At 75.9% G+C, this 18,740-nt stretch carries 14 protein-coding genes and 1 pseudogene; 13 read left to right on the forward strand and 2 right to left on the reverse strand.

The features are described from left to right. Positions 1-58: 58 nt before the first annotated feature. A complete protein-coding gene (locus Ani05nite_RS41985; protein WP_203774861.1) occupies positions 59-2,308 on the reverse strand; it encodes a hypothetical protein in 2,250 nt (749 codons plus the stop codon). Here Ani05nite_RS41985 and Ani05nite_RS32960 point away from each other — a divergent pair. Beyond that, a complete protein-coding gene (locus tag Ani05nite_RS32960) occupies positions 2,267-3,298 on the forward strand; it encodes a tetratricopeptide repeat protein (RefSeq protein WP_239130891.1) in 1,032 nt (343 codons plus the stop codon). The two genes, Ani05nite_RS41985 and Ani05nite_RS32960, sit on opposite strands and share 42 nt — an antisense overlap. Next, positions 3,295-4,272: an HAD-IIA family hydrolase gene (locus Ani05nite_RS32965; protein WP_203774863.1), complete on the forward strand. Its 978-nt coding sequence runs from the start codon at positions 3,295-3,297 to the stop codon at positions 4,270-4,272. Before Ani05nite_RS32960 ends, Ani05nite_RS32965 begins: the two co-directional genes overlap by 4 nt. 92 nt (positions 4,273-4,364) lie before the next feature. Here the strand turns inward: Ani05nite_RS32965 and Ani05nite_RS32970 are convergent, their stop codons facing one another. Further along, on the reverse strand, positions 4,365-4,700 hold the full coding sequence (locus Ani05nite_RS32970; protein WP_203774865.1) for an SCP2 sterol-binding domain-containing protein: 336 nt from the start codon (positions 4,698-4,700) through the stop codon (positions 4,365-4,367). 116 nt (positions 4,701-4,816) lie between these two features. On the opposite strand from Ani05nite_RS32970, the pseudogene Ani05nite_RS32975 reads away from it, so the two are divergent. From Ani05nite_RS32975 to Ani05nite_RS33025, 11 genes and pseudogenes are all read left to right on the forward strand, one after another. Beyond that, a pseudogene (locus Ani05nite_RS32975) lies at positions 4,817-5,344 on the forward strand (phasin family protein); the annotation flags it as partial. Positions 5,345-5,853: 509 nt separating this feature from the next. After that, positions 5,854-6,156, forward strand: a complete 303-nt coding sequence (locus Ani05nite_RS32980; protein ID WP_203774867.1) for a hypothetical protein — start codon at positions 5,854-5,856, stop codon at positions 6,154-6,156. A 30-nt stretch (positions 6,157-6,186) separates the two neighbouring features. Then, positions 6,187-7,047 (forward strand): TlyA family RNA methyltransferase, encoded by an 861-nt coding sequence (locus Ani05nite_RS32985; RefSeq protein ID WP_203774868.1) that lies wholly within the window; start codon positions 6,187-6,189, stop codon positions 7,045-7,047. Beyond that, positions 7,044-7,931 carry an NAD kinase gene (locus Ani05nite_RS32990; protein WP_203774869.1) on the forward strand — a complete coding sequence of 296 codons (888 nt, stop codon included), beginning with the start codon at positions 7,044-7,046 and terminating at the stop codon, positions 7,929-7,931. The genes Ani05nite_RS32985 and Ani05nite_RS32990 overlap by 4 nt, the downstream gene beginning before the upstream one ends. A gap of 62 nt (positions 7,932-7,993) precedes the next feature. Then, a complete protein-coding gene (gene recN / locus Ani05nite_RS32995; protein ID WP_203774870.1) occupies positions 7,994-9,751 on the forward strand; it encodes a DNA repair protein RecN in 1,758 nt (585 codons plus the stop codon). A gap of 97 nt (positions 9,752-9,848) precedes the next feature. Continuing rightward, on the forward strand, positions 9,849-11,027 hold the full coding sequence (steA, locus tag Ani05nite_RS33000; protein ID WP_203774871.1) for a putative cytokinetic ring protein SteA: 1,179 nt from the start codon (positions 9,849-9,851) through the stop codon (positions 11,025-11,027). A gap of 24 nt (positions 11,028-11,051) precedes the next feature. Then, on the forward strand, positions 11,052-11,981 hold the full coding sequence (locus Ani05nite_RS33005; RefSeq protein WP_203774872.1) for a copper transporter: 930 nt from the start codon (positions 11,052-11,054) through the stop codon (positions 11,979-11,981). 92 nt (positions 11,982-12,073) lie between these two features. Next, a complete protein-coding gene (locus tag Ani05nite_RS33010; protein ID WP_203774873.1) occupies positions 12,074-12,940 on the forward strand; it encodes a hypothetical protein in 867 nt (288 codons plus the stop codon). Next, positions 12,937-14,562 (forward strand): murein biosynthesis integral membrane protein MurJ, encoded by a 1,626-nt coding sequence (gene murJ, locus Ani05nite_RS33015; RefSeq protein WP_203774875.1) that lies wholly within the window; start codon positions 12,937-12,939, stop codon positions 14,560-14,562. Before Ani05nite_RS33010 ends, murJ begins: the two co-directional genes overlap by 4 nt. After that, positions 14,559-15,692, forward strand: coding sequence for a glycosyltransferase family 4 protein (locus Ani05nite_RS33020; RefSeq protein WP_203774877.1), 1,134 nt, complete (start codon positions 14,559-14,561; stop codon positions 15,690-15,692). Before murJ ends, Ani05nite_RS33020 begins: the two co-directional genes overlap by 4 nt. 497 nt (positions 15,693-16,189) lie before the next feature. Next, positions 16,190-18,631, forward strand: a complete 2,442-nt coding sequence (locus tag Ani05nite_RS33025) for a hypothetical protein (RefSeq protein WP_239130875.1) — start codon at positions 16,190-16,192, stop codon at positions 18,629-18,631. The last annotated feature ends 109 nt before the right edge of the window (positions 18,632-18,740 follow it).

The raw sequence follows: 18,740 nt of genomic DNA on the forward strand, positions 1-18,740 counted from the left end.
ACAGTCGAGGGCCTTCCCCTATGGGGTTGGCCCTCGGCTGCTTTTGTGCGTCAGGGCCCTAGTAGCGTTGGATGGGCGCGCGTGACGTGCGCCCCCGCGCCCGGTGGTAGCAGGGCCGGCACCTGAACGATGTGCACCACCCGTAGTGATCTGTTCTGTACTTGATGTGCTCCGGCGGCCCCGCCGACGTTGTGAGGGCCTCGCCGAACTTGGAAGGACTTGACCCGTGAACCCAGGACCGCAGGACGGCGGCTCCAGCAAGCGCGACGACGAAGGCCGGGACGGCCGCGGTCGCGACGGAGGCCCCGGCGCGAACCCCCGCGGTGACCGGGGAGACCGAGGCGCCCCCCGCCGCGAGGGCGGCTTCCGCGCCGGCGGCGACCGGGGCGGCTTCCGAGGCGGCGACCGCGACCGGGGCAGCTCCTCCGGCGGCGGCGACCGGGGCGGTTTCCGGGGCGGCGACCGCGATCGCGGTGGCTACCAGGGCGGCGACCGTGGCGGTTCCTCGGGCGGCTTCCGCAGTGGTGGCGACCGTCCCCAGGGCGGCGGCTACCAGGGTGGCGGCGACCGGGGCGGGTTCCGTAGCGGTGGCGACCGTCCGCAAGGTGGCGGCTTCCGTAGCGGTGGCGACCGTCCGCAAGGTGGCGGCTTCCGTAGCGGTGGCGACCGTCCGCAGGGCGGCGGCTTCCGCAGTGGCGGCGACCGGGACCGCGGCGGCTACCAGGGCGGCGGCAACCGTGACCGCGGCGGCTACCAGGGTGGAAGCGACCGCGGCGGTTCCTCCGGTGGCTTCCGCAGTGGTGGCGACCGTCCCCAGGGCGGCGGCTACCAGGGTGGCGGCGACCGGGGCGGGTTCCGCAGCGGTGGCGACCGGCCTCAGGGCGGCGGCTTCCGTAGCGGTGGCGACCGGCCGCAGGGCGGCGACCGCGGTGGTTACCAGGGTGGCGGCGACCGGGGCGGCTTCCGCAGTGGCGGTGACCGTCCGCAGGGCGGTGGCTTCCGCAGTGGCGGCGACCGTGGTGGTTACCAGGGTGGTGGCGACCGTCCGCAGGGCGGCGGCTACCAGGGTGGCGGCGACCGGGGCGGCTTCCGCAGCGGTGGCGACCGTCCGCAGGGCGGTGGCTTCCGCAGTGGCGGCGACCGTGGTGGCTATCAGGGTGGCGGCGACCGCGGCGGGTTCCGTAGCGGTGGGGACCGGCCTCAGGGCGGCGGCTTCCGTGGCGGCGACCGCGACCGTGGTGGGTTCCGCAGCGGCGGGGACCGTCCCCAGGGCGGCGGCTTCCGTGGCGGCGACCGTGACCGCGGTGGCTACCAGGGCGGCGATCGTCAGCAGGGCGGCGACCGTGGCGGTTACCAGGGTGGCGGCGACCGGGGCGGGTTCCGCAGCGGTGGCGACCGTCCGCAGGGCGGTGGCTTCCGCAGTGGCGGCGACCGTGGTGGCTATCAGGGTGGCGGCGACCGCGGCGGGTTCCGTAGCGGTGGGGACCGGCCTCAGGGCGGCGGCTTCCGTGGCGGCGACCGTCCGCAGGGTGGCGGGTACCAGGGTGGCGGCGACCGGGGCGGATACCGCGGTGGCGAGCGCTCCGAGGGTGGCCCGCGCAGCAGCTTCCAGGGTGGCTCCGGTGGTTACCGGGGCGACCGCCCGCAGGGCGACCGCGGCGGCTACCAGGGTGGCGGCGACCGGGGTGGCTTCCGTGGGGGCGACCGGCCGGGCAACCGCACCGACGGCGGCTTCCGCGGCGACCGTGACCGTCCGCAGGGTGACCGTCCGCAGGGTGGCGGCTTCCGTGGCGGCGACCGTCCGCAGGGCGGCGGCTACCAGGGTGGCGGCGACCGGGGCGGATACCGCGGCCAGCGGGACGACCGCGGCACCACCGACCGCGGCCCCCGCGCCGGCGGCTTCCACGAGCACACCCCCCGCGACGACCGTGGGCCCCGCGACGACCGCGGACCGCGCGACGACCGCGGGTTCCGCGATGACCGGGGACCGCGCGACGACCGGGGACCGCGCGACGACCGGGGACCGCGCGACGACCGCGGACCGCGCGACGACCGCGGACCGCGCGACGACCGCGGACCCCGGGACGACCGCGGGACGCGTACGGAGCACGCCGCGCGGGACGACCGGGCGCCGCGGGACGACCGCGGTCCCCGTGGTGAGCGTGGCTACGAGCAGCCCGACCTGCAGCAGCCCGCGTTCCAGGCGCCGGAACTGCCCGAGGACGTCGTGGCGACCGACCTCGACAAGGAGGTTCGCGCCGAGCTGCTGAGCCTGTCGCGGGACACCGCCGACCTGGTCGCGCGCCACCTCGTGGCCGCCGGGCAGATCATCGACGAGGACTCCGAGCTGGCCCTCCAGCACGCCATCGCGGCGCGGCGGATGGCCTCCCGGATCGCCGTGGTGCGGGAGGCCGTCGGGCTGGCCGCGTACGCCGTGGGGGACTGGACCACCGCGATCGCCGAGCTGCGCACGTACCACCGGATGACGGGCCGGCAGACGCACCTGGCCGAGCTGGCCGACTGTGAGCGCGCCCTGGGTCGCCCGGAACGGGCGATCGATCTCTTCCGCGGCGCCGACAAGGACACGCTGGACAAGGCGGGCGCGATCGAGCTGCTGATCGTGGCGGCCGGCGCCCGCGGTGACCTCGGTCAGCACGACGCGGCCGTGGCGATGCTGCAGGTGCGGGAGCTCACCGCCGACGAGGACGCCGAGTGGGCGGTCCGGCTGCGGTACGCCTACGCCGACGCCCTGCTCGCCGCCGGCCGGCGGGACGAGGCGCGGGAGTGGTTCGCCCGGGCCGCGGCCGCCGACGAGGACAACCTGACCGATGCGGCGGAGCGGCTGCTCGAGCTCGACGGCGTCACCATCGAGGGTGACGACCCCGAGGACGAGCCGGACGAGGACGCGCCCACCACGGCCGTCGCGGAGGCAACCGACGAGGACGACGAGGACGAGGACGAGTCGGCGGAGGACCAGGACGACGACGGTGCTGTGCCGGTCGAGGCCGCCGAGGCCCTGGTCCGGGCCGAGGACGGCGCCGACCTCGCCGAGGCCGGGACCGCCGACCCGGTCGTTCCTGCCCCCGCCGGAGCCGGGACCGCCGACGCGGTTGTTCCTGCCCACGCCGGAGCCGGGACCGCCGACGCGGTCGTCCCGGCCGAGGTGGGCGAGGCGCTGGTCCGGGCCGAGGACGGCGCCGATCCTGCCGCCGTCGACCCCGCCGACGCGGAAGCCGGCCAGGCGGACGAGAAGACCGGCGAGGGCGTGGCGAAGGGCGACCAGGAGCCCGGCGCGTGAGCCTGGTCGAGGCGTACGACCTGGTCATCTTTGACCTGGACGGCGTCATCTACCTAATCGACAAGCCGATCGACGGTGCGGCCGAGGCGGTCGAGCGGCTGCGCTCGGCCGGCACGGCGATCGCGTACGCGACCAACAACGCGTCGCGGCGGGCCCCGGACGTCGCCGCTCTGCTCACCGGCATGGGTGTTTCCGCCGCCGCCGACGAGGTGCTGACCTCGGCCGGCGCGGCGGCCACCATGCTGGCCGAGCGGCTGCCCGCGGGCGCGCCCGTGCTGGTGGTCGGCGCTGAGGCGTTGCGGGCCGAGGTTCGCGACGCCGGCCTCACCGTGGTCGAGCGGTTCGAGGACGAGCCGGCGGCCGTCGTGCAGGGCTACGGGCCGGACGTCGGCTGGAAGATCCTGGCCGAGGCGTCCCTGGCCGTGCGGGGCGGTGCGCTGTGGATGGCCACCAACACCGACCGCACCCTGCCGAGCCCGCGCGGTCCGCTGCCGGGCAACGGCTCGCTCGTCTCGGTGCTGCGCACGGCGCTGGACCGGGAGCCGGACGTGGTCGTGGGCAAGCCGGCGCCGGCGCTGTTCGAGACCGCCGCGTCCCTGTCGAAGTCGCAGCGGCCGCTGGCCGTCGGCGACCGGCTGGACACCGACATCGAGGGCGCGGTCGGCGCCGGCATGGACAGCCTGCTGGTGCTGACCGGCGTCAGCGGGCCGGCGGAGCTGCTCGCGGCCCCGCCGCAGCGGCGCCCCACGTTCGTGTCGGCGGACCTGTCCGGGCTGTTCGGCGAGGCCTCCGCGGCGCGGATCCCGGCCGCCGGCGACGAGCTCGGCGGCTGGCGGCTGACCGGCGGCAAGCTCGACGGTTCGGGCGAGCCGGTCGACGCGCTGCGGCTGCTGGCCGGCGTCTACTGGAACGGCGGCGAGGCCGAGGCCGGCTCGGACGCGGCCCGCGAGCTGTTCTCCCGCTGGGGCCTGTAACTGCGGCTCCGCGCTGTCGTCGATCCCCCGTGGGCCCATGCCCGCGGGGGATCCGCGTGTGCGGACCGGGCCGGAGCCGCCCGGTCCGGGTCCTAGAGCAGTTTGCGCAGCTTGAGCAGGTCGAAGGGGTTGGCCTTGATGCTGACCTGGCGCGACGCGATCGCCCGGGTGACGTCGAGCCGGCCGGTGACCAGCGCGATCAGGTCGCCGCTGCCGGCGCTCAGGACGATCTTGGCCGCCGGGTCGTCGCCGTCGGTGATGTCGAGCAGGCGCCCGCCGGCCAGCCGGGCGCGGAAGGCGGCGCCCAGGTCGGTGACCCGGCAGGCGAGCGATCGGTCCAGGTCGAGCTTGCCGCGGGTCTCGGCATTCGCATCAAGCCGGGCGGCAAGGTCGTGCAGAGCCTGCCGGCACTCGTCCACGCTGGCCAATCGGTTCCTCCTCGACGACTCCACCTCGACGCTCCGCACGGTACCGCAATGCACCCACGGGTACGCCCGGTAGCGTGGCATCAGCACACGCGTGGCGCGAGCCGGAGGGGAGCAACATGCAGGACGCATGGCGGGCGTATCTGGAGATGGCACTCGGGCTGACCGAGGCGCCCCGCAAGCGGGCCCAGCAGGTGGCCGGCGAGCTCGTGAACCGCGGCGGCGCGACGGCCGCGCAGCTGCAGGGACTGGTCGAGGACCTGCTCTCGACCGGCGTGGCCAACCGGGCGGCGCTGACCAACATCGTGCGCTTCGAGGTCGACCGGGCGCTCGGGCTGGTCGGCCTGGCCACCGCCGACGAGGTGTCCGATCTGAACGGACGGGTGCGCGATCTCGAGCGGCAGCTGCGGCTGGCGCAGGCGCGTGCGGGCACGGCCGAGACCACGGCGGCCCCCGCGGCCGCCGACGTGACCCTCGCCGAGCCGGGCCCGGCCGACGTCGTCCCGCCGGCCACGAAGGCTGTGGTGAAGAAGGCGGTCGCGAAGAAGGCCGTGGCGAAGAAGGCGCCGGCGCCCAAGGCGACGCCGAACGCGATGCCGGCGGCCGCCGCGCCGACGGCGACCGCGATGCCCCCCGCCGCTGTGCCCGGGGCGGCGAAGAAGGCCGCGGGCCGGCCCGGTCCCGCGAAGTCCGCGACGCCGGGAGCGGCCCCGGTCAAGGGCACGCCCCCCAAGCCGGCGCCGAGCAAGGCGGGCCCGGCCAGGACGACGGGCCCGGCCAAGACGACTGGCCCGGCCAAGACGACGGGCCCGGCCAAGGCTGCGGGTCCGGCCAAGGTGACCCCCGCAGAGCCGGCTACCCCGCCGGGCACGGGGGCAGCACCGACCGCCGCGGTGAAGGAAGCCGCCGCCGCGACCGAGCTGCCGCCGACCGCCACGGCCAAGAAGGCCGCGCTGCCGTCCACCGCCACCGCCACGAAGAAGGCAGCCGGGCGCAAGAAGGCGACCCCGGCGACCATCGCGCCCGCGAAGGCCGCCCCCGCCAAGAGCGGCGGCACCGGTACGGCCACCCAGCCCGGTGACGCCCCCGCGAAGAGCGCACCCGCCAGGAAGGCCACCAGGAAGACCACCGACACCGCCGCGCCGGAGGCCACGCCGTGACGTACCCGAACCAGCCGCCCCGCCCCGGCCCGCCGCCCGGCGGTTTCCGTCCGGGCCCGGCGCCCGGCGGTTTCCGTCCCGGCCCGCCACCGGCGCAGCCCGCGCCGCCGGCCACCGCCGGGGTTGCGGGCAGTCCCGAGTACCGGCTGGACGCCACGGGCGGCACCGGGCACCCCGCCGTCGACGCCGTGCTGCAGTCGCTGGCCAACGCCGCCACGCTCGCCCCGAGCGACCAGATCGCCGAGTACGAGGCCGCGCACCAGGTGCTCCAGGAGACCCTGGCCAGCATCGACCGCTGACCGCCGTACCGGAGAAAAGGTGCTGATCTGATGGCCCGCCGTGCGCGTCTCGACGCCGAGCTCGTCCGCCGCAAGCTGGCCCGGTCCCGCGACCAGGCCGCCGCGCTCGTCGCGGCCGGCCGGGTGCAGGTCCGCGGCACGGTGGCGCAGAAGGTCGCCACCATGATCGACCCGGCCGACCCGGTCGTGGTCACCGGCGACGACCCGGCCACCGAGTACGTCTCCCGGGGCAGCCACAAGCTGGCCGGCGCCCTGGCCGCCTTCGCCGGGCTCGGCGTGGCCGGCCGCCGCTGTCTCGACGCCGGCGCGTCGACCGGCGGTTTCACCGACGTGCTGCTGCGCGAGGGCGCCGCGCACGTGTACGCCGTCGACGTCGGCTACGGCCAGCTCGCCTGGCCGCTGCGCACCGATGAGCGGGTCACCGTCATGGAACGCACCAACGTGCGCACCCTGACCCCCGACGTGCTCGGTGGGCCGGTCGACCTCACCGTCGCCGACCTGTCGTTCATCTCGCTGCGGCTGGTGCTGCCCGCGCTCGCCGCCTGCACCGGCCCCGGCGGCGATCTGGCGCTGATGGTCAAGCCGCAGTTCGAGGTCGGCAAGGAGCGGGTCGGCTCCGGCGGGGTCGTCCGCGATCCGCTACTGCGCGCCGAGGCCGTCCTGGACGTGGCCGCCACGGGCGCCGGGCTGGGTCTCGGCGTCGCCGGGGTGGCCGCGAGCCCGCTGCCCGGGCCGAGCGGCAACGTGGAGTTCTTCCTGTGGTTCCGCCGGGACGCGCCGCCGGTCGACGCGGCCCGGGTGCACGCCGTGGTCGCCGCCGGCCCGTCCGGCGCGGTAGCCTCCGCCGGGCCGGCGCCGATGCCGGTTTCGCACCTGTTGGAGGATTCGTGACGCGGTCCGCCTTGTTGGTCACCCACACCGGTCGCCGGCAGAGCACCCAGCACGCCCAGACCGTCGCCCGCGACCTGGTCGCGGCCGGTTTCGAGGTGCGGGTGATCGCCCAGGAGGTCGCCGATCTCGAGCTGCCGCCGGGCGTCACGCCGGTCGACGACCCGACCGCCGCGGAGGGCGTGGAGATCGTCTTCGCCCTCGGCGGGGACGGCACCTTCCTGCGCGCCGCCGAGCTGGCCCGCCCGGCCAAGGCCCCGCTGCTGGGCATCAACCTCGGCAAGGTGGGCTTCCTGGCCGAGGCCGAGCTGACCAACATCGACCAGACCGTGCGCGAGATCGTCGCGGGCGACTACACGGTGGACGAACGGCTCACGCTGGACGTCCGGGCCGAGTACGACGGCCGGCTGATCGCCGACTCCTGGGCGCTCAACGAGGTCAGCGTCGAGAAGGGCCAGCGCGCGCAGATGCTCGAGCTGCTCGTCGACGTCGACGGCCGGCCGCTGTCCCGGTACGGCTGCGACGGTGTCGTGTGCGCCACACCGACCGGCTCCACGGCGTACGCGTTCTCGGCCGGCGGACCGGTGGTGTGGCCCGAGGTGGAGGCGCTGCTGCTCGTGCCGATCAGCGCGCACGCCCTGTTCAGCAAGCCGATCGTGACCGCGCCGACCTCGACGTTCGTGATCACCGTGGACCCGTACACGTCGTTCGCGGTGCTCTGCTGCGACGGCCGGCGCACCTGGGACCTGCCGCCGGGCGCGCAGGTCACCGTGCGGCGCGGCGAGCTGCCGGTGCGCCTCGTACGGCTGCATCCGCGCCCGTTCACCGACACGCTCGTGGCCAAGTTCGCGCTGCCGGTCGACGGCTGGCGGGGGAATCGGCGCTGAGGCGGACCGGTCCGACCGGCCTCGGTGGGCAATTGTCGGTGGGCACCGATACTGTTCGCCCTGTGCTGGAGGAACTGCGCATCACCGGGCTGGGCGTCATCGATGACACGACGTTGCGGCTGACCACGGGCATGAATGCCATCACCGGCGAGACCGGCGCCGGCAAGACGATGGTGGTGACCGGGCTCGGGTTGCTCTTCGGCGGCCGGGCCGACGCCGGGCGGGTCCGCGCCGATCCGGGCCGGGCCGTGGTCGAGGGCCGGCTGCGCCTCACCGGTTCGCTCGGCGACGCGATGCAGACCCGCATCACCGACGCCGGCGGCGAGCTCGACGACGACGGTTCCGTGCTGCTCAGCCGCACGGTGACCATCGAGGGCCGGTCCCGGGCGCACGTCGGCGGCCGCAGCATGCCGGTGGCGATGCTCAGCGAGGTCGGGGAGCAGGTCGTCGCCGTGCACGGTCAGTCCGACCAGCTGCGGCTGCTGCGCCCGTCCGAGCAGCGGGCAGCGCTGGACCGCTTCGCCGGCCCCGAGCACGAGAAGCTGCTGGAGACCTACCGCGAGGCGTTCACCCGCTGGCGGGCCGTGGTCGAGGACCTGGCCGACCGGCGCCGCCACGCGCGCGAGCGCAGCCAGGAGGCCGACCTGCTGACCCTGGGCCTCGACGAGATCAGCCGGGTCGACCCGCAGCCCGGCGAGGACGACGACCTGCGCGCCGAGGTGCAGCGCCTGGAGCACGCCGAGGGCCTGCGCACGGCCGCCGCCATCGCCGCGCAGGCGCTGGCCGGGGGCGTGGAGGCCGCGGAGGAGACCGCCGACGCGACGCTGCTGCTGGGCACCGCCCGGCGCACCCTGGAGGCGCAGGCCGGGGTCGACCCGGCGCTGGGCGAGCTGGCGGCCCGGGTCGAGGAGGCCGCCACCCTGGTCGGCGACGTCGCCGCGGAGCTGTCGGCCTACCTGAGCGCGCTGGACGCCGATCCGGCCCGCCTCGAGGTCATCTACGAGCGCCGGGCGGCGCTGCGGGCGCTGACCCGCAAGTACGCCGACGACGTCGAGGGTGTCATCGCCTGGGCGGACAACGCCCGGGCCCGGCTGGCCGCGCTGGACAGCTCCGACGAGTTGCTCGAGGAGCTCGACCGGGAGCGGCTGCGCCTGGCCGGGACGGTCGGCGAGCTCGCCGCCCGGCTGACCGCCGCCCGGGTGGAGGCCGCCGGCCGCTTCTCCCAGCAGGTCAGCGTCGAGCTGGCCGGGCTGGCGATGCCGCACTCCCGGGTGGAGATCGTCGTGCAGCCGCGGACGGGCGGGCGCGACGAGCCCACCGTGCCGGTCGACGGCGCCGAGGTCGCGGTCGGCCCGGACGGCGGCGACGAGATCGAGCTGCGGTTGATCGCGCATCCCGGCGCTCCCGCGCTGCCGCTGCAGAAGGGCGCCTCGGGCGGCGAGCTGTCCCGGGTCATGCTGGCCATCGAGGTGGTGTTCGCCGGCGCCGGCGGCCCGCCGACGCTGGTCTTCGACGAGGTCGACTCCGGCGTCGGCGGTCAGGCGGCGGTCGAGATCGGCCGGCGGCTGGCCCGGCTCGCGCGCACCCACCAGGTGCTGGTGGTGACCCACCTGCCGCAGGTGGCGGCGTTCGCCGACCGGCATCTGGTGGTGGCCAAGGACACCGGCGGGGCGATCACGACCAGCGGCGTGCGCATCGTCGAGGAGACCGAGCGGGCGCGGGAGCTGGCCCGGATGCTGGCCGGCCTGCCGGACTCGGATCTGGGCATCGCCCACGCGGAGGAGCTGCTGGCGGTGGCCGACCGGGAGAAACGCGCCTGACCTGGCGTCCGGCCCGCGGGGCAATTCACACCTTTTGTCGGTGACCTTGTGCATGTCGGGTGCGGCACAGGTGAAACGGCGTGTCAGGATGGCCGGGATGCGACTTCCCACCTTGCGCCGGACCCGGAGCGTCGAACCGGGAGCCTTCTCCGGCACCGCCCGCCTCGATCGCCGGACCAAGCGCCTGGTCGGACGCCTGCGCCCCGGCGACATCGCCGTGATCGACCACGTCGACATCGACCGCGTCGCGGCCGACTCGCTGGTCGCCGTCGGCGTCGCGGCGGTGCTCAACGTCAAGCCGTCGATCTCCGGCCGCTATCCCAACCTCGGTCCCGAGGTGCTGATCCAGGCCGGCATCGTGCTCATCGACGACCTCGGCGAGGAGGTGTTCGACCGGATCAGCGAGGGCGACCTGGTCAGCATCGCCGACGACACCGTGCTGCTCGACGGCGAGCCGATCGCCAGCGGCATCCGGCAGGACTCGCAGACCGTCGCCGCCGCCATGGCCGACGCCCGCGAGGGCCTGTCCGTGCAGCTCGAGGCGTTCGCCGCCAACACCATGGACTACCTCAAGCAGGAACGCGACCTGCTGCTCGACGGGGTGGGCGTGCCCGACGTGCAGACCCGGATCGCCGGGCGGCACGTGCTCATCGTCGTGCGCGGCTACGACTACAAGGACGACCTGGACGTCCTGCGGCCCTACATCCGCGAGTTCAAGCCGGTGCTGATCGGCGTCGACGGCGGGGCCGACGCGCTGGTCGAGACGGGCTACACGCCCGACATCATCATCGGCGACATGGACTCGGTCACCGACGACGTGCTGCGCTGCGGCGCGGAGGTGATCGTGCACGCGTACCCGGACGGGCGCGCCCCGGGCCTGGACCGGGTGCACGGGCTCGGCGTGCCCGCGGTGACCTTCCCCGCCGCCGCCACCAGCGAGGACCTCGCCATGCTGCTGGCCGACGACAAGGGCGCCACGCTGATCGTCGCGGTCGGCACCCACGCCAACCTGGTCGAGTTCCTCGACAAGGGCCGCGGCGGCATGGCCTCGACGTTCCTGACCCGGCTCAAGGTGGGCGGCAAGCTGGTCGACGCCAAAGGCGTGAGCCGGCTCTACAAGCAGAACATCTCCGGCTCCTCGCTGGTGCTGCTGGTGCTGTCCGCGGTCGCGGCGATGGCCTCCGCGGTCACCGTCTCCACGGTCGGCAAGGCCTACCTCTCCGTGATGAGCGAATGGTGGGACAATCTGGTCTTCCAATTAGGACAGCTTTTCTGATCGAGGGACCAAGAGGCTTTCGGCGTGATCAACTTCCGGTACCACGTGGTGTCGCTCACCGCGGTCTTCCTCGCGCTCGCGATCGGGCTGGTGGTCGGCACCGCCGCGCTCAACGGGCCGGTCGTCGACACGCTCAAGGACCGCGTGGACGCGCTGAGCAAGGACAACAGCAACTACCGTGACCAGGCGAACCAGTACCGCGAGGAACTGAACCGCACCCAGGACTTCGCCACCGAGGTCTCGCCCGCGCTGCTCAACGGCAAGCTGACCGGCCGCAAGATCGTCGTCGTGGTGCTGCCCAGCGGGCAGGACTACGCCGAGGGCGTGACCGCGATGCTCAAGGTCGCCGGGGCCACGATCACCGGCACGGTCACCGTGCAGGACAAGTTCTTCGAGCCGGCGAACGCCTTCGAGCTGCTGGACCTGGCCGACAAGGCGTCCCAGCCGACCGTGCCCGCCGACGGCCTGCCGCTCAACAGCGACGGCGTCGAGACCTCCAGCGCGCTGCTGGCCGTGGCCCTGCTGCAGAAGGCCCAGCCGGTGACGGCCGGGGACCTCACCGCGGTGCTGGCCGCCTACACCGAGCCCGGCTACCTCAACGTCTCCGACGAGATCGTGCCCGGCGCGGAGGCCACCGTCGTGGTCTCCGGCCTGCCGCCCGTGGACCGCGACGCCGCCAAGAAGAACCAGAACGCGGTGACCCTGACCACCCAGTTCGCCAAGGACCGGCCGGTGGTCGTCGGCGGCCAGGGCATCGGCGACGGCAACCTGGTCGCCGAGATCCGCGCCGACCCGACGCTGGTCAAGAACATCTCCACGGTGGACAACGTGAGCACCGAGCAGGGCCAGCTGGCCACGGCGCTGACCGTGGTGGAGCGCGTCGTCGCCGGCAAGGTCGGCCAGTACGGCCTGTCGGCCGGCGCGACCTCGCAGGTTCCCGAGGCCGCGGGCTGACTTCGTCCACAGGGTGCGCCGGGCGCTGACCCCGACCCCCTAGACTCGGCGGTCGGCCGCCGAGGGCGCGGCCCGGCGAGGCGGGAGTACACATGGCCGGCAAGGGCGTGAAGTCGTTCGGCATCGGGGCCCTGGCGGCGCGCGCCGCGCTGGCCTGGATCCGGCATGATCCGCAGGCCGCTCAGCTGGAGCGGACCAACTTCCACGGCCGCACGGTCACCCTGGCGGGTGGTCCCGCCCTGGCGGCCGGCGCGACCGTCGGCGCCGCGTTCGGCGCCCCGACCCCGGCCGTGACCGCCGCCGTGGTCACCGCGGGCGCCACCGCCGGCGCGGTCGGGTTCTACGACGACCTGGTCGGCAACCGCCCGGAGCAGAAGGCCGCCAAGGGCTTCGCCGGGCACCTCGGCGCGCTGCGCGAGGGCCGGGTCACCAGCGGGCTCGTCAAGATCGTGGGGATGGGCGCGGCCGGGCTGGCCGCCGCGGCCCTGCTCACCGGCGACCCGCGGGTGCGCGCGCACCGCAGCCGACAGCGCGGCGGAGCGATGCGGGGCGCCGCCGACGTGCTGCTCGGCGCGGGCGTCATCGCCGGCACCGCCAACCTGCTCAACCTGCTCGACCTGCGCCCCGGCCGGGCGCTGAAGGCCGGCGCGCTGATCGGCGCCCCGCTGGCCGTCGGCCGCGGCGGCGGGGTGGCGGCCGGCACGCTCGGCGCCGGCGCGGCGCTGCTGCCGGCCGACCTCGGCGAGGAGATCATGCTCGGCGACGCGGGCGCCAACGCGCTGGGCGCGCTGCTCGGGGTGGCGCTGGCCGCCCGTACGGGGCCGGCCGGGCGGGCCGTCGCGCTGACCGTGCTGGCCGCGCTCACCGCGGCCAGCGAGAAGGTCAGCTTCACCAAGGTCATCCAGGACACGCCGTGGCTGCGCGAGCTCGACGCGCTGGGCCGCCGGCCCGCGGAATGACCGCAACGGCGCCCGCGCCACGCTCGGGGGCCGGGCGCATCGCCGGCGCGGCGGCGCTGATCGCCGGGCTCACCGTGCTCGCCCGCCTCGCCGGCTTCGGCCGGACCGTGGTGTTCATCAGCACGGTGCGCGACAACTCGCTCGGCGACCTCTACAACGCGGCCAACACGGTGCCGAACATCGTCTTCGAGCTGGTGGCCGGGGGCGCGCTGGCCAGCCTGGTGGTGCCGCTGCTGGCCGGGGCGGTGGCGGCGGGGGACCGGGCGCGGGTCGACGCGGTCGCCTCGGCCCTGCTGACCTGGACGCTGCTGCTGCTCGTGCCGCTGGCCGTGCTGGTCGCGCTGCTGGCCGGGCCGATCGTCGGGCTGCTGCCCGACATGCCGTCCGACGCCCAGGAGGTGGGCGCGCGCATGCTGCGGGTCTTCGCCCCGCAACTGCCGCTGTACGGGGTCGGCATCGTGCTCACCGGCGTGCTCCAGGCGCACCACCGCTTCGCCTGGCCGGTGCTCGCGCCGCTGCTGTCCAGCGTCACCGTGATGGGCGCGTACCTCACGTACGCGCTGGTGGACGGGCGGGGCACCGGGCTGGGCGGGCTGAGCACCGGCGGCGAGGTGGCGCTGTCGGTGGGCACCACGCTCGGCGTCGTGGTGCTGAGCCTGTGCCTGGTGATCCCGCTGCGTGGCCTGCGCCTGCGGCTGCGCCCGGCGCTGCGCTTCCCGGGCGACGCCGGCCGGCAGGTCGTCCGTCTCGGCTGGGCCGGCGCGGTCACCGTCGGGTCGCAGCAGCTGATGGTCGTGGTGGTGCTCGCGCTCGCGGCCGGCGACGGCGACCTGACCCGGTTCAACCTGGCCCAGGCGCTGTACCTGCTGCCGTGGGCGGTGCTGGCGGTGCCGTTGGCCACTGCCGCCTATCCGACACTGTCGGCCACCGCCGAGCGCGGCGACGAGGACGGCTACCGGGCGGCCCTGGCCGGCACGGCCCGTACGGTGGCGTTGCTGGCCTGCCTGGGCGGCGCGGCCCTGGTCGCCGTGGCCCAGCCGGTGGCCGCCCTGTTGGGCACGCCCCAGGCGGCGCCCGGCATCGTCGGGTTCGCGCCCGGCCTGCTGGGCTACGCCCTGTTCGCGCTGCTCTCCCGCGCCCTGTACGCCCGGGGCGCCACGTCGTCGGCCGCCGCGGCCACCGCTGCCGGGTGGACGGTCGCCGCCGTCGCCGCCCTGATCCTGACGGCCGTGCTGGACGACGCCGACCGGGTGCTGGCCCTCGCCCTGGCCAACAGCGTCGGCATGCTCGCCCTGGGCGCGCTGCTGGTCGCCGCCGTACGCCGCCGGGCGGGCGCCGGGGCCCTGGCGGGACTGCCGCGGGCGACCGGCGTGGGTATCGTTGCGGCCGTCGTGGCCGGACTGGCCGGCTGGGCTGTCGTCGAGGGCCTGCGGCACGTGTCCGGGTCCACCCCGGCAGGCGGGGTGAGCCTGCTCTCGGGCATGCTGGGCGGTGTCGTGGTCGTGGTCGTCTTCCTCGCGGTGACCTACCCGCTGGACCGTCACGACCTGCGGCCCCTGGTCGCCACCGTGACCGGGCGGATCCGCCGTAAACCGGCACCGGACGGGAAGGGCGCAACGTGACCGAGGCAGGGCGGGCGACGACGTGGCACGGCTCGGTCGCGCTGGTGCTGGGTTCCAGCACCGGCGGCGTCGGCCAGCACGTGGCGTCGCTGACCCGCGGCCTGCTCGCGGCCGGCTGCCGGGTGCTGGTGTGCGGCCCCGCCGCCACCGACGAGCACTTCGGGTTCGCCGCGGCCGGCGCCCAGTTCGCCCCGGTGGAGATCCCGGCCGCCCCCGGTCCGCAGGACTCCGGCGCCATCCGGGCGCTGCGCCGGGCGCTGACCGGCCGCCAGGTCGACGTCGTGCACGCCCACGGCCTGCGGGCGGCGTTCGTCGCGTCGCTGACCCGGCCCGCCGCGCCGCTGGTGGTCACCTGGCACAACGCGGTCCTCGCCCGCGGCCTGCGCGGCCAGGCGTCGGCCCTGGTCGAGCGGATCGTGGCCCGGGCCGCCACGCTGACCCTGGGCGCCTCGGAGGACCTGGTGGAACGCGCGCTGGCGGTGGGCGCCCGCCAGGCCCGCCTGAGCGCCGTCGCCGCGCCCGCCCTGGGCGCGCCCCGGCGCAGCCGCGCCGCCGTGCGCGCCGAGTTCCGGCTCACCCCGGACACCCCGCTGATCCTCTCGGTCGGCCGGCTGCACCCGCAGAAGAGGTACGACATCCTCGTCGAGGCCGCCGCCCGCTGGCGCGCCCTCACCCCGCCGCCGATGGTCGTGGTGGCCGGATCCGGGCCCAGCTACATGCAGCTGGCCCAGCGCGCCTCGGAGCTGCGCGCCAAGTTCTTCCTGCTGGGCCACCGCAACGACGTGCCCGACCTGCTGGCCGGGGCCGACCTCGCGGTGATCACCAGCGACTGGGAGGCGCGGCAGCTGTTCGCCCAGGAGGCGCTGCGGGCCGGGGTGCCACTGATCACCACGGCCGTGGGCGGGCTCCCGGGGCTGGTCGGGGACGCCGCGGTGCAGATCCCGGCGGGCGATGTGGACGCGCTGGACGCCGCGGTGCGCGAGATGCTGGCCGACCCGGCGAAGCGGGCCGACCACGCCGCGCGCGGGCCGCGGCGGGCGGCGACGTGGCCGACCGAGGAGGACACGGTGGCCGATGTGCTGGCCGCGTACGCGTCCGTGACGTCGACCGCTCGGGCAGGCCAGGGGTGAGCGACCCGACACCCCGGCCGGCTGCTTCCGATCCGACACCTGACCCGGCTGCTGCTGCCGGCCCGGCCCGGGGCCTGGCTGGTCCCGGCTCGGCTGGTTCCGGCTCGGCTGGTTCCGGCTCGGCTGTTGCCGACCCGGCTGGATCCAGCCGGGCTGATTCCGGTCTGGCTGATTCCGGTCTGGCTGATTCCGGTCCGGCTGATTCCGGTCCGGCTGATTCCGGTCCGGCTGATTCCGGCTCGGCTGATTCCGGCCGGGCTGGTCCCGGCCGCGCTGCTTCGGGCCCGGCGGTCCCTGCCCCGAAAGCCGCCGCCCGACCCGATACACCCGCGACCCCGGCGGAGAGGAACGCGACTCCGGGCGGTCCCGACGCTGCCCGGGCGGGCGGCGCTGCCGAGCCCGGCGGTGCCGTCGCACCTGGTGTCGCCCGGGCGAACGAAGCTGCCGAGCCGATCGATGCCGCTGACAGCGAGGCCGACATCACGGCGGAGTCCGACATGTCCGCCCAGGGCGAGCCCGGTCAGGCTACGGGCTCCGGCGCGGCTGAGGCGGCCCGCACCGCCAAACCCCGTCGCCCCGCCGGCCCCCGAACTCGGCAGGCCCGCGATCGGCCGCCCCGCACCGTCAAGCCCGTCCGCACCGCCCCCGAGCCCCGCGGCGGCTGGCCCACCCGCCTCCGCAACACCCTGCGGCGCGGCATCAGGCCGGACTCCGCGCCCCCCTCCCGGCAGCGGCGGGGGCGGACCTGGCTGCCGTACCTGTTGATCGTGCTGGCCGCGGCCGCCAGCATCGCCGGGCTCGCCGTGCGGCCCGCCACCGGCGCCCCGCAGGACACCGCCGACTACGTCATCCTGGCCGGCGCGGCCGGCCTGCGCTGGGACGATCTCGACCCGCAGCGCACCCCCGCGCTCTGGCAGGAGGCCACCCGCGGCTCGCTCGGCTGGCTGTCGGTGCGGTCCGCGCACTCGACCACCTGCCCGGCGGACGGCTGGCTGACCCTGGGCGCCGGCAACCACGCGATCTGGGCGAACACCCGGGTCGACGGCCAGTGTCCGCCGGTGGAGCCCGCGCTCACCCGGCCCGACGCGCTGGGGGCCAACCTGCCCGGTCTCGCCGGGGTCGTGCGGGCCAATCAGGACAATCAGCCTTACGGCGCCCTGCCGGGCGCGCTCGCCGAGTCCGTGCGCTGCACCGTGGCGGTCGGCCCGGGCGCCGCCGTGGCCGCGGCCCGGCCGTTCGGGCGGGTCGACCGGTACGCGGCCACCCTGCCCGCCGACCCGCGGCGGCTGCTCTCCTACTGCGTGCTCAGCGTGATCGACCTGGGCACCGTCACCGGTTCCGGGGCCGCCCGGCAGGCGCTGGTGGCCAAGGCCGACGCCGCCCTGGCCCGGGTCGTCGCGGCGCGCCCCGAGCGGTCCCTGATCGTGGTCGCGGGGGTCTCGGACACCGACACCACCTCGCGGCTGCACGTGGCGATCGCCGAGGGCCCGGGCTGGCGGGGCGGCTGGCTCACCTCCGCCGGCACCGGCCGCGACGGCTACCTGCAGCTGGTCGACCTGGCGCCGACCGTGCTCACCGCGCTGGGCCGGCCGCCGCCGGAGGGCCTGTTCAGCGGCTTCACCGCGCTGTCGGTACCCGGGCGCCCGCCGGACCCGGCCGACGCCGTCGGCGGGGAGAACAACGCCGACAAGCGCGCCGGCGCCCAGCTCGGCATCGCCGGGATGTTCTTCACCGGGCTGGCCGTCGTCCAGCTGCTGGTGTTCCTGCTGGTGGTGCCGTTGATGATCCGGGCCCGGCGGCATGCCGGGCCGACCGGGCCGGCGGCCGCGCCGCCGCTGCTGGTGCTCAGCGCCGAGGTGCTGCTCATCGCCCTGGCCCTGGCCATCCCGGCGGCCCTGCTGGCCGACGCGGCGCCGTGGTGGCGGGCCGGGCGGCCGGGCATCGTGTTCGCGGCGCTGACCTTCGTGCTGATGCTGGCCGGCACCGCGGCGGTGCGCCTGGCGCCGCGCTATCCGCGGACGTTGTGGCCGATCGGCGTGGTCAGCGCGGTCGCCGCCGCCGTGGTCGGGTTCGACCTGCTCACCGGCGCGCGCCTGCAGCTCAACGGCGTGGCCGGCTATTCGGCGATCGAGGGGTCGCGGTATTCCGGCGTGGGCAGCGTGGGCCTGGGTGTCTTCGTCGCCGGCATGCTGTTCCTGGCCGGCTGCGTGGCGCAGTGGGTGCGCCGGCCCTGGCGGCCCGTCCTGGTGGTGCTGGTCGGCGGTCTCGCCGTCGTGATGGTCGGTAGCCCGTACCTGGGCGCCGACCCGGTCGGCGCGATCGCCGTCACCGCGGGGGTGTGCGTGGCCGCCGCGATCAGCACCGGCGGCTGGCTGACGTTCCCCCGCTTCGCCTGGGCGGCCATCGCCGGGCTGGCGGTCACCATCGGCTTCGCCGTGCTGGACCTGCGCCGCCCGGCGCTCGAGCAGGGCAGCCTGGGGCGGGCGCTGACGGCGCTGGGGGAGGGTACGGCGGGACCGGCCATCCAGCGCGCCGCCACCTCCAACGGTCACGCCCTGGACAGCCCCCTGACGCTGCTGGCCCTGGCGGGTGTGCTGATGCTCGCCTTCAGCCAGTTCTCGCCCTGGGGCGGGCTCAACCGCGTCTTCGGTCTGCACCCGGCGTTGCGCGCGGCGCTGGCCGGCACCGCCGTGGCCACGATGATCGCCGGGGTGCTGGGCGGGGCGGCGTTCGCGGTGGCCGGGGCGGCGGCCGCGGTGGCCGTGCCGCTGGCCGTGCTGACCACCCTGCGGGTGCTCGGCCACGCCGCCGACCGGACCCGTCCGGAGGGCGGCACCGACGGCCCGGGCGGCCCCGGGCTGTCGATGCGGCCCGGTCCGGACCGGGCCGGCCCGGGCGACAAATCCGACTCGGCGGGCGTGACCGTCCGTCAGGCCTGACGCGGACACGCGTGACGACCAGCCCGAACGTTCGCGCGGCGGCGATGGTGTTACCGTGGAATCCCGTGGATGGCGCGTTCCGCCGATGAGGGTTGAGCGCCGGTCTGCA

The organism is Actinoplanes nipponensis (assembly GCF_016862275.1).
Taxonomy (GTDB): domain Bacteria; phylum Actinomycetota; class Actinomycetes; order Mycobacteriales; family Micromonosporaceae; genus Actinoplanes; species Actinoplanes nipponensis.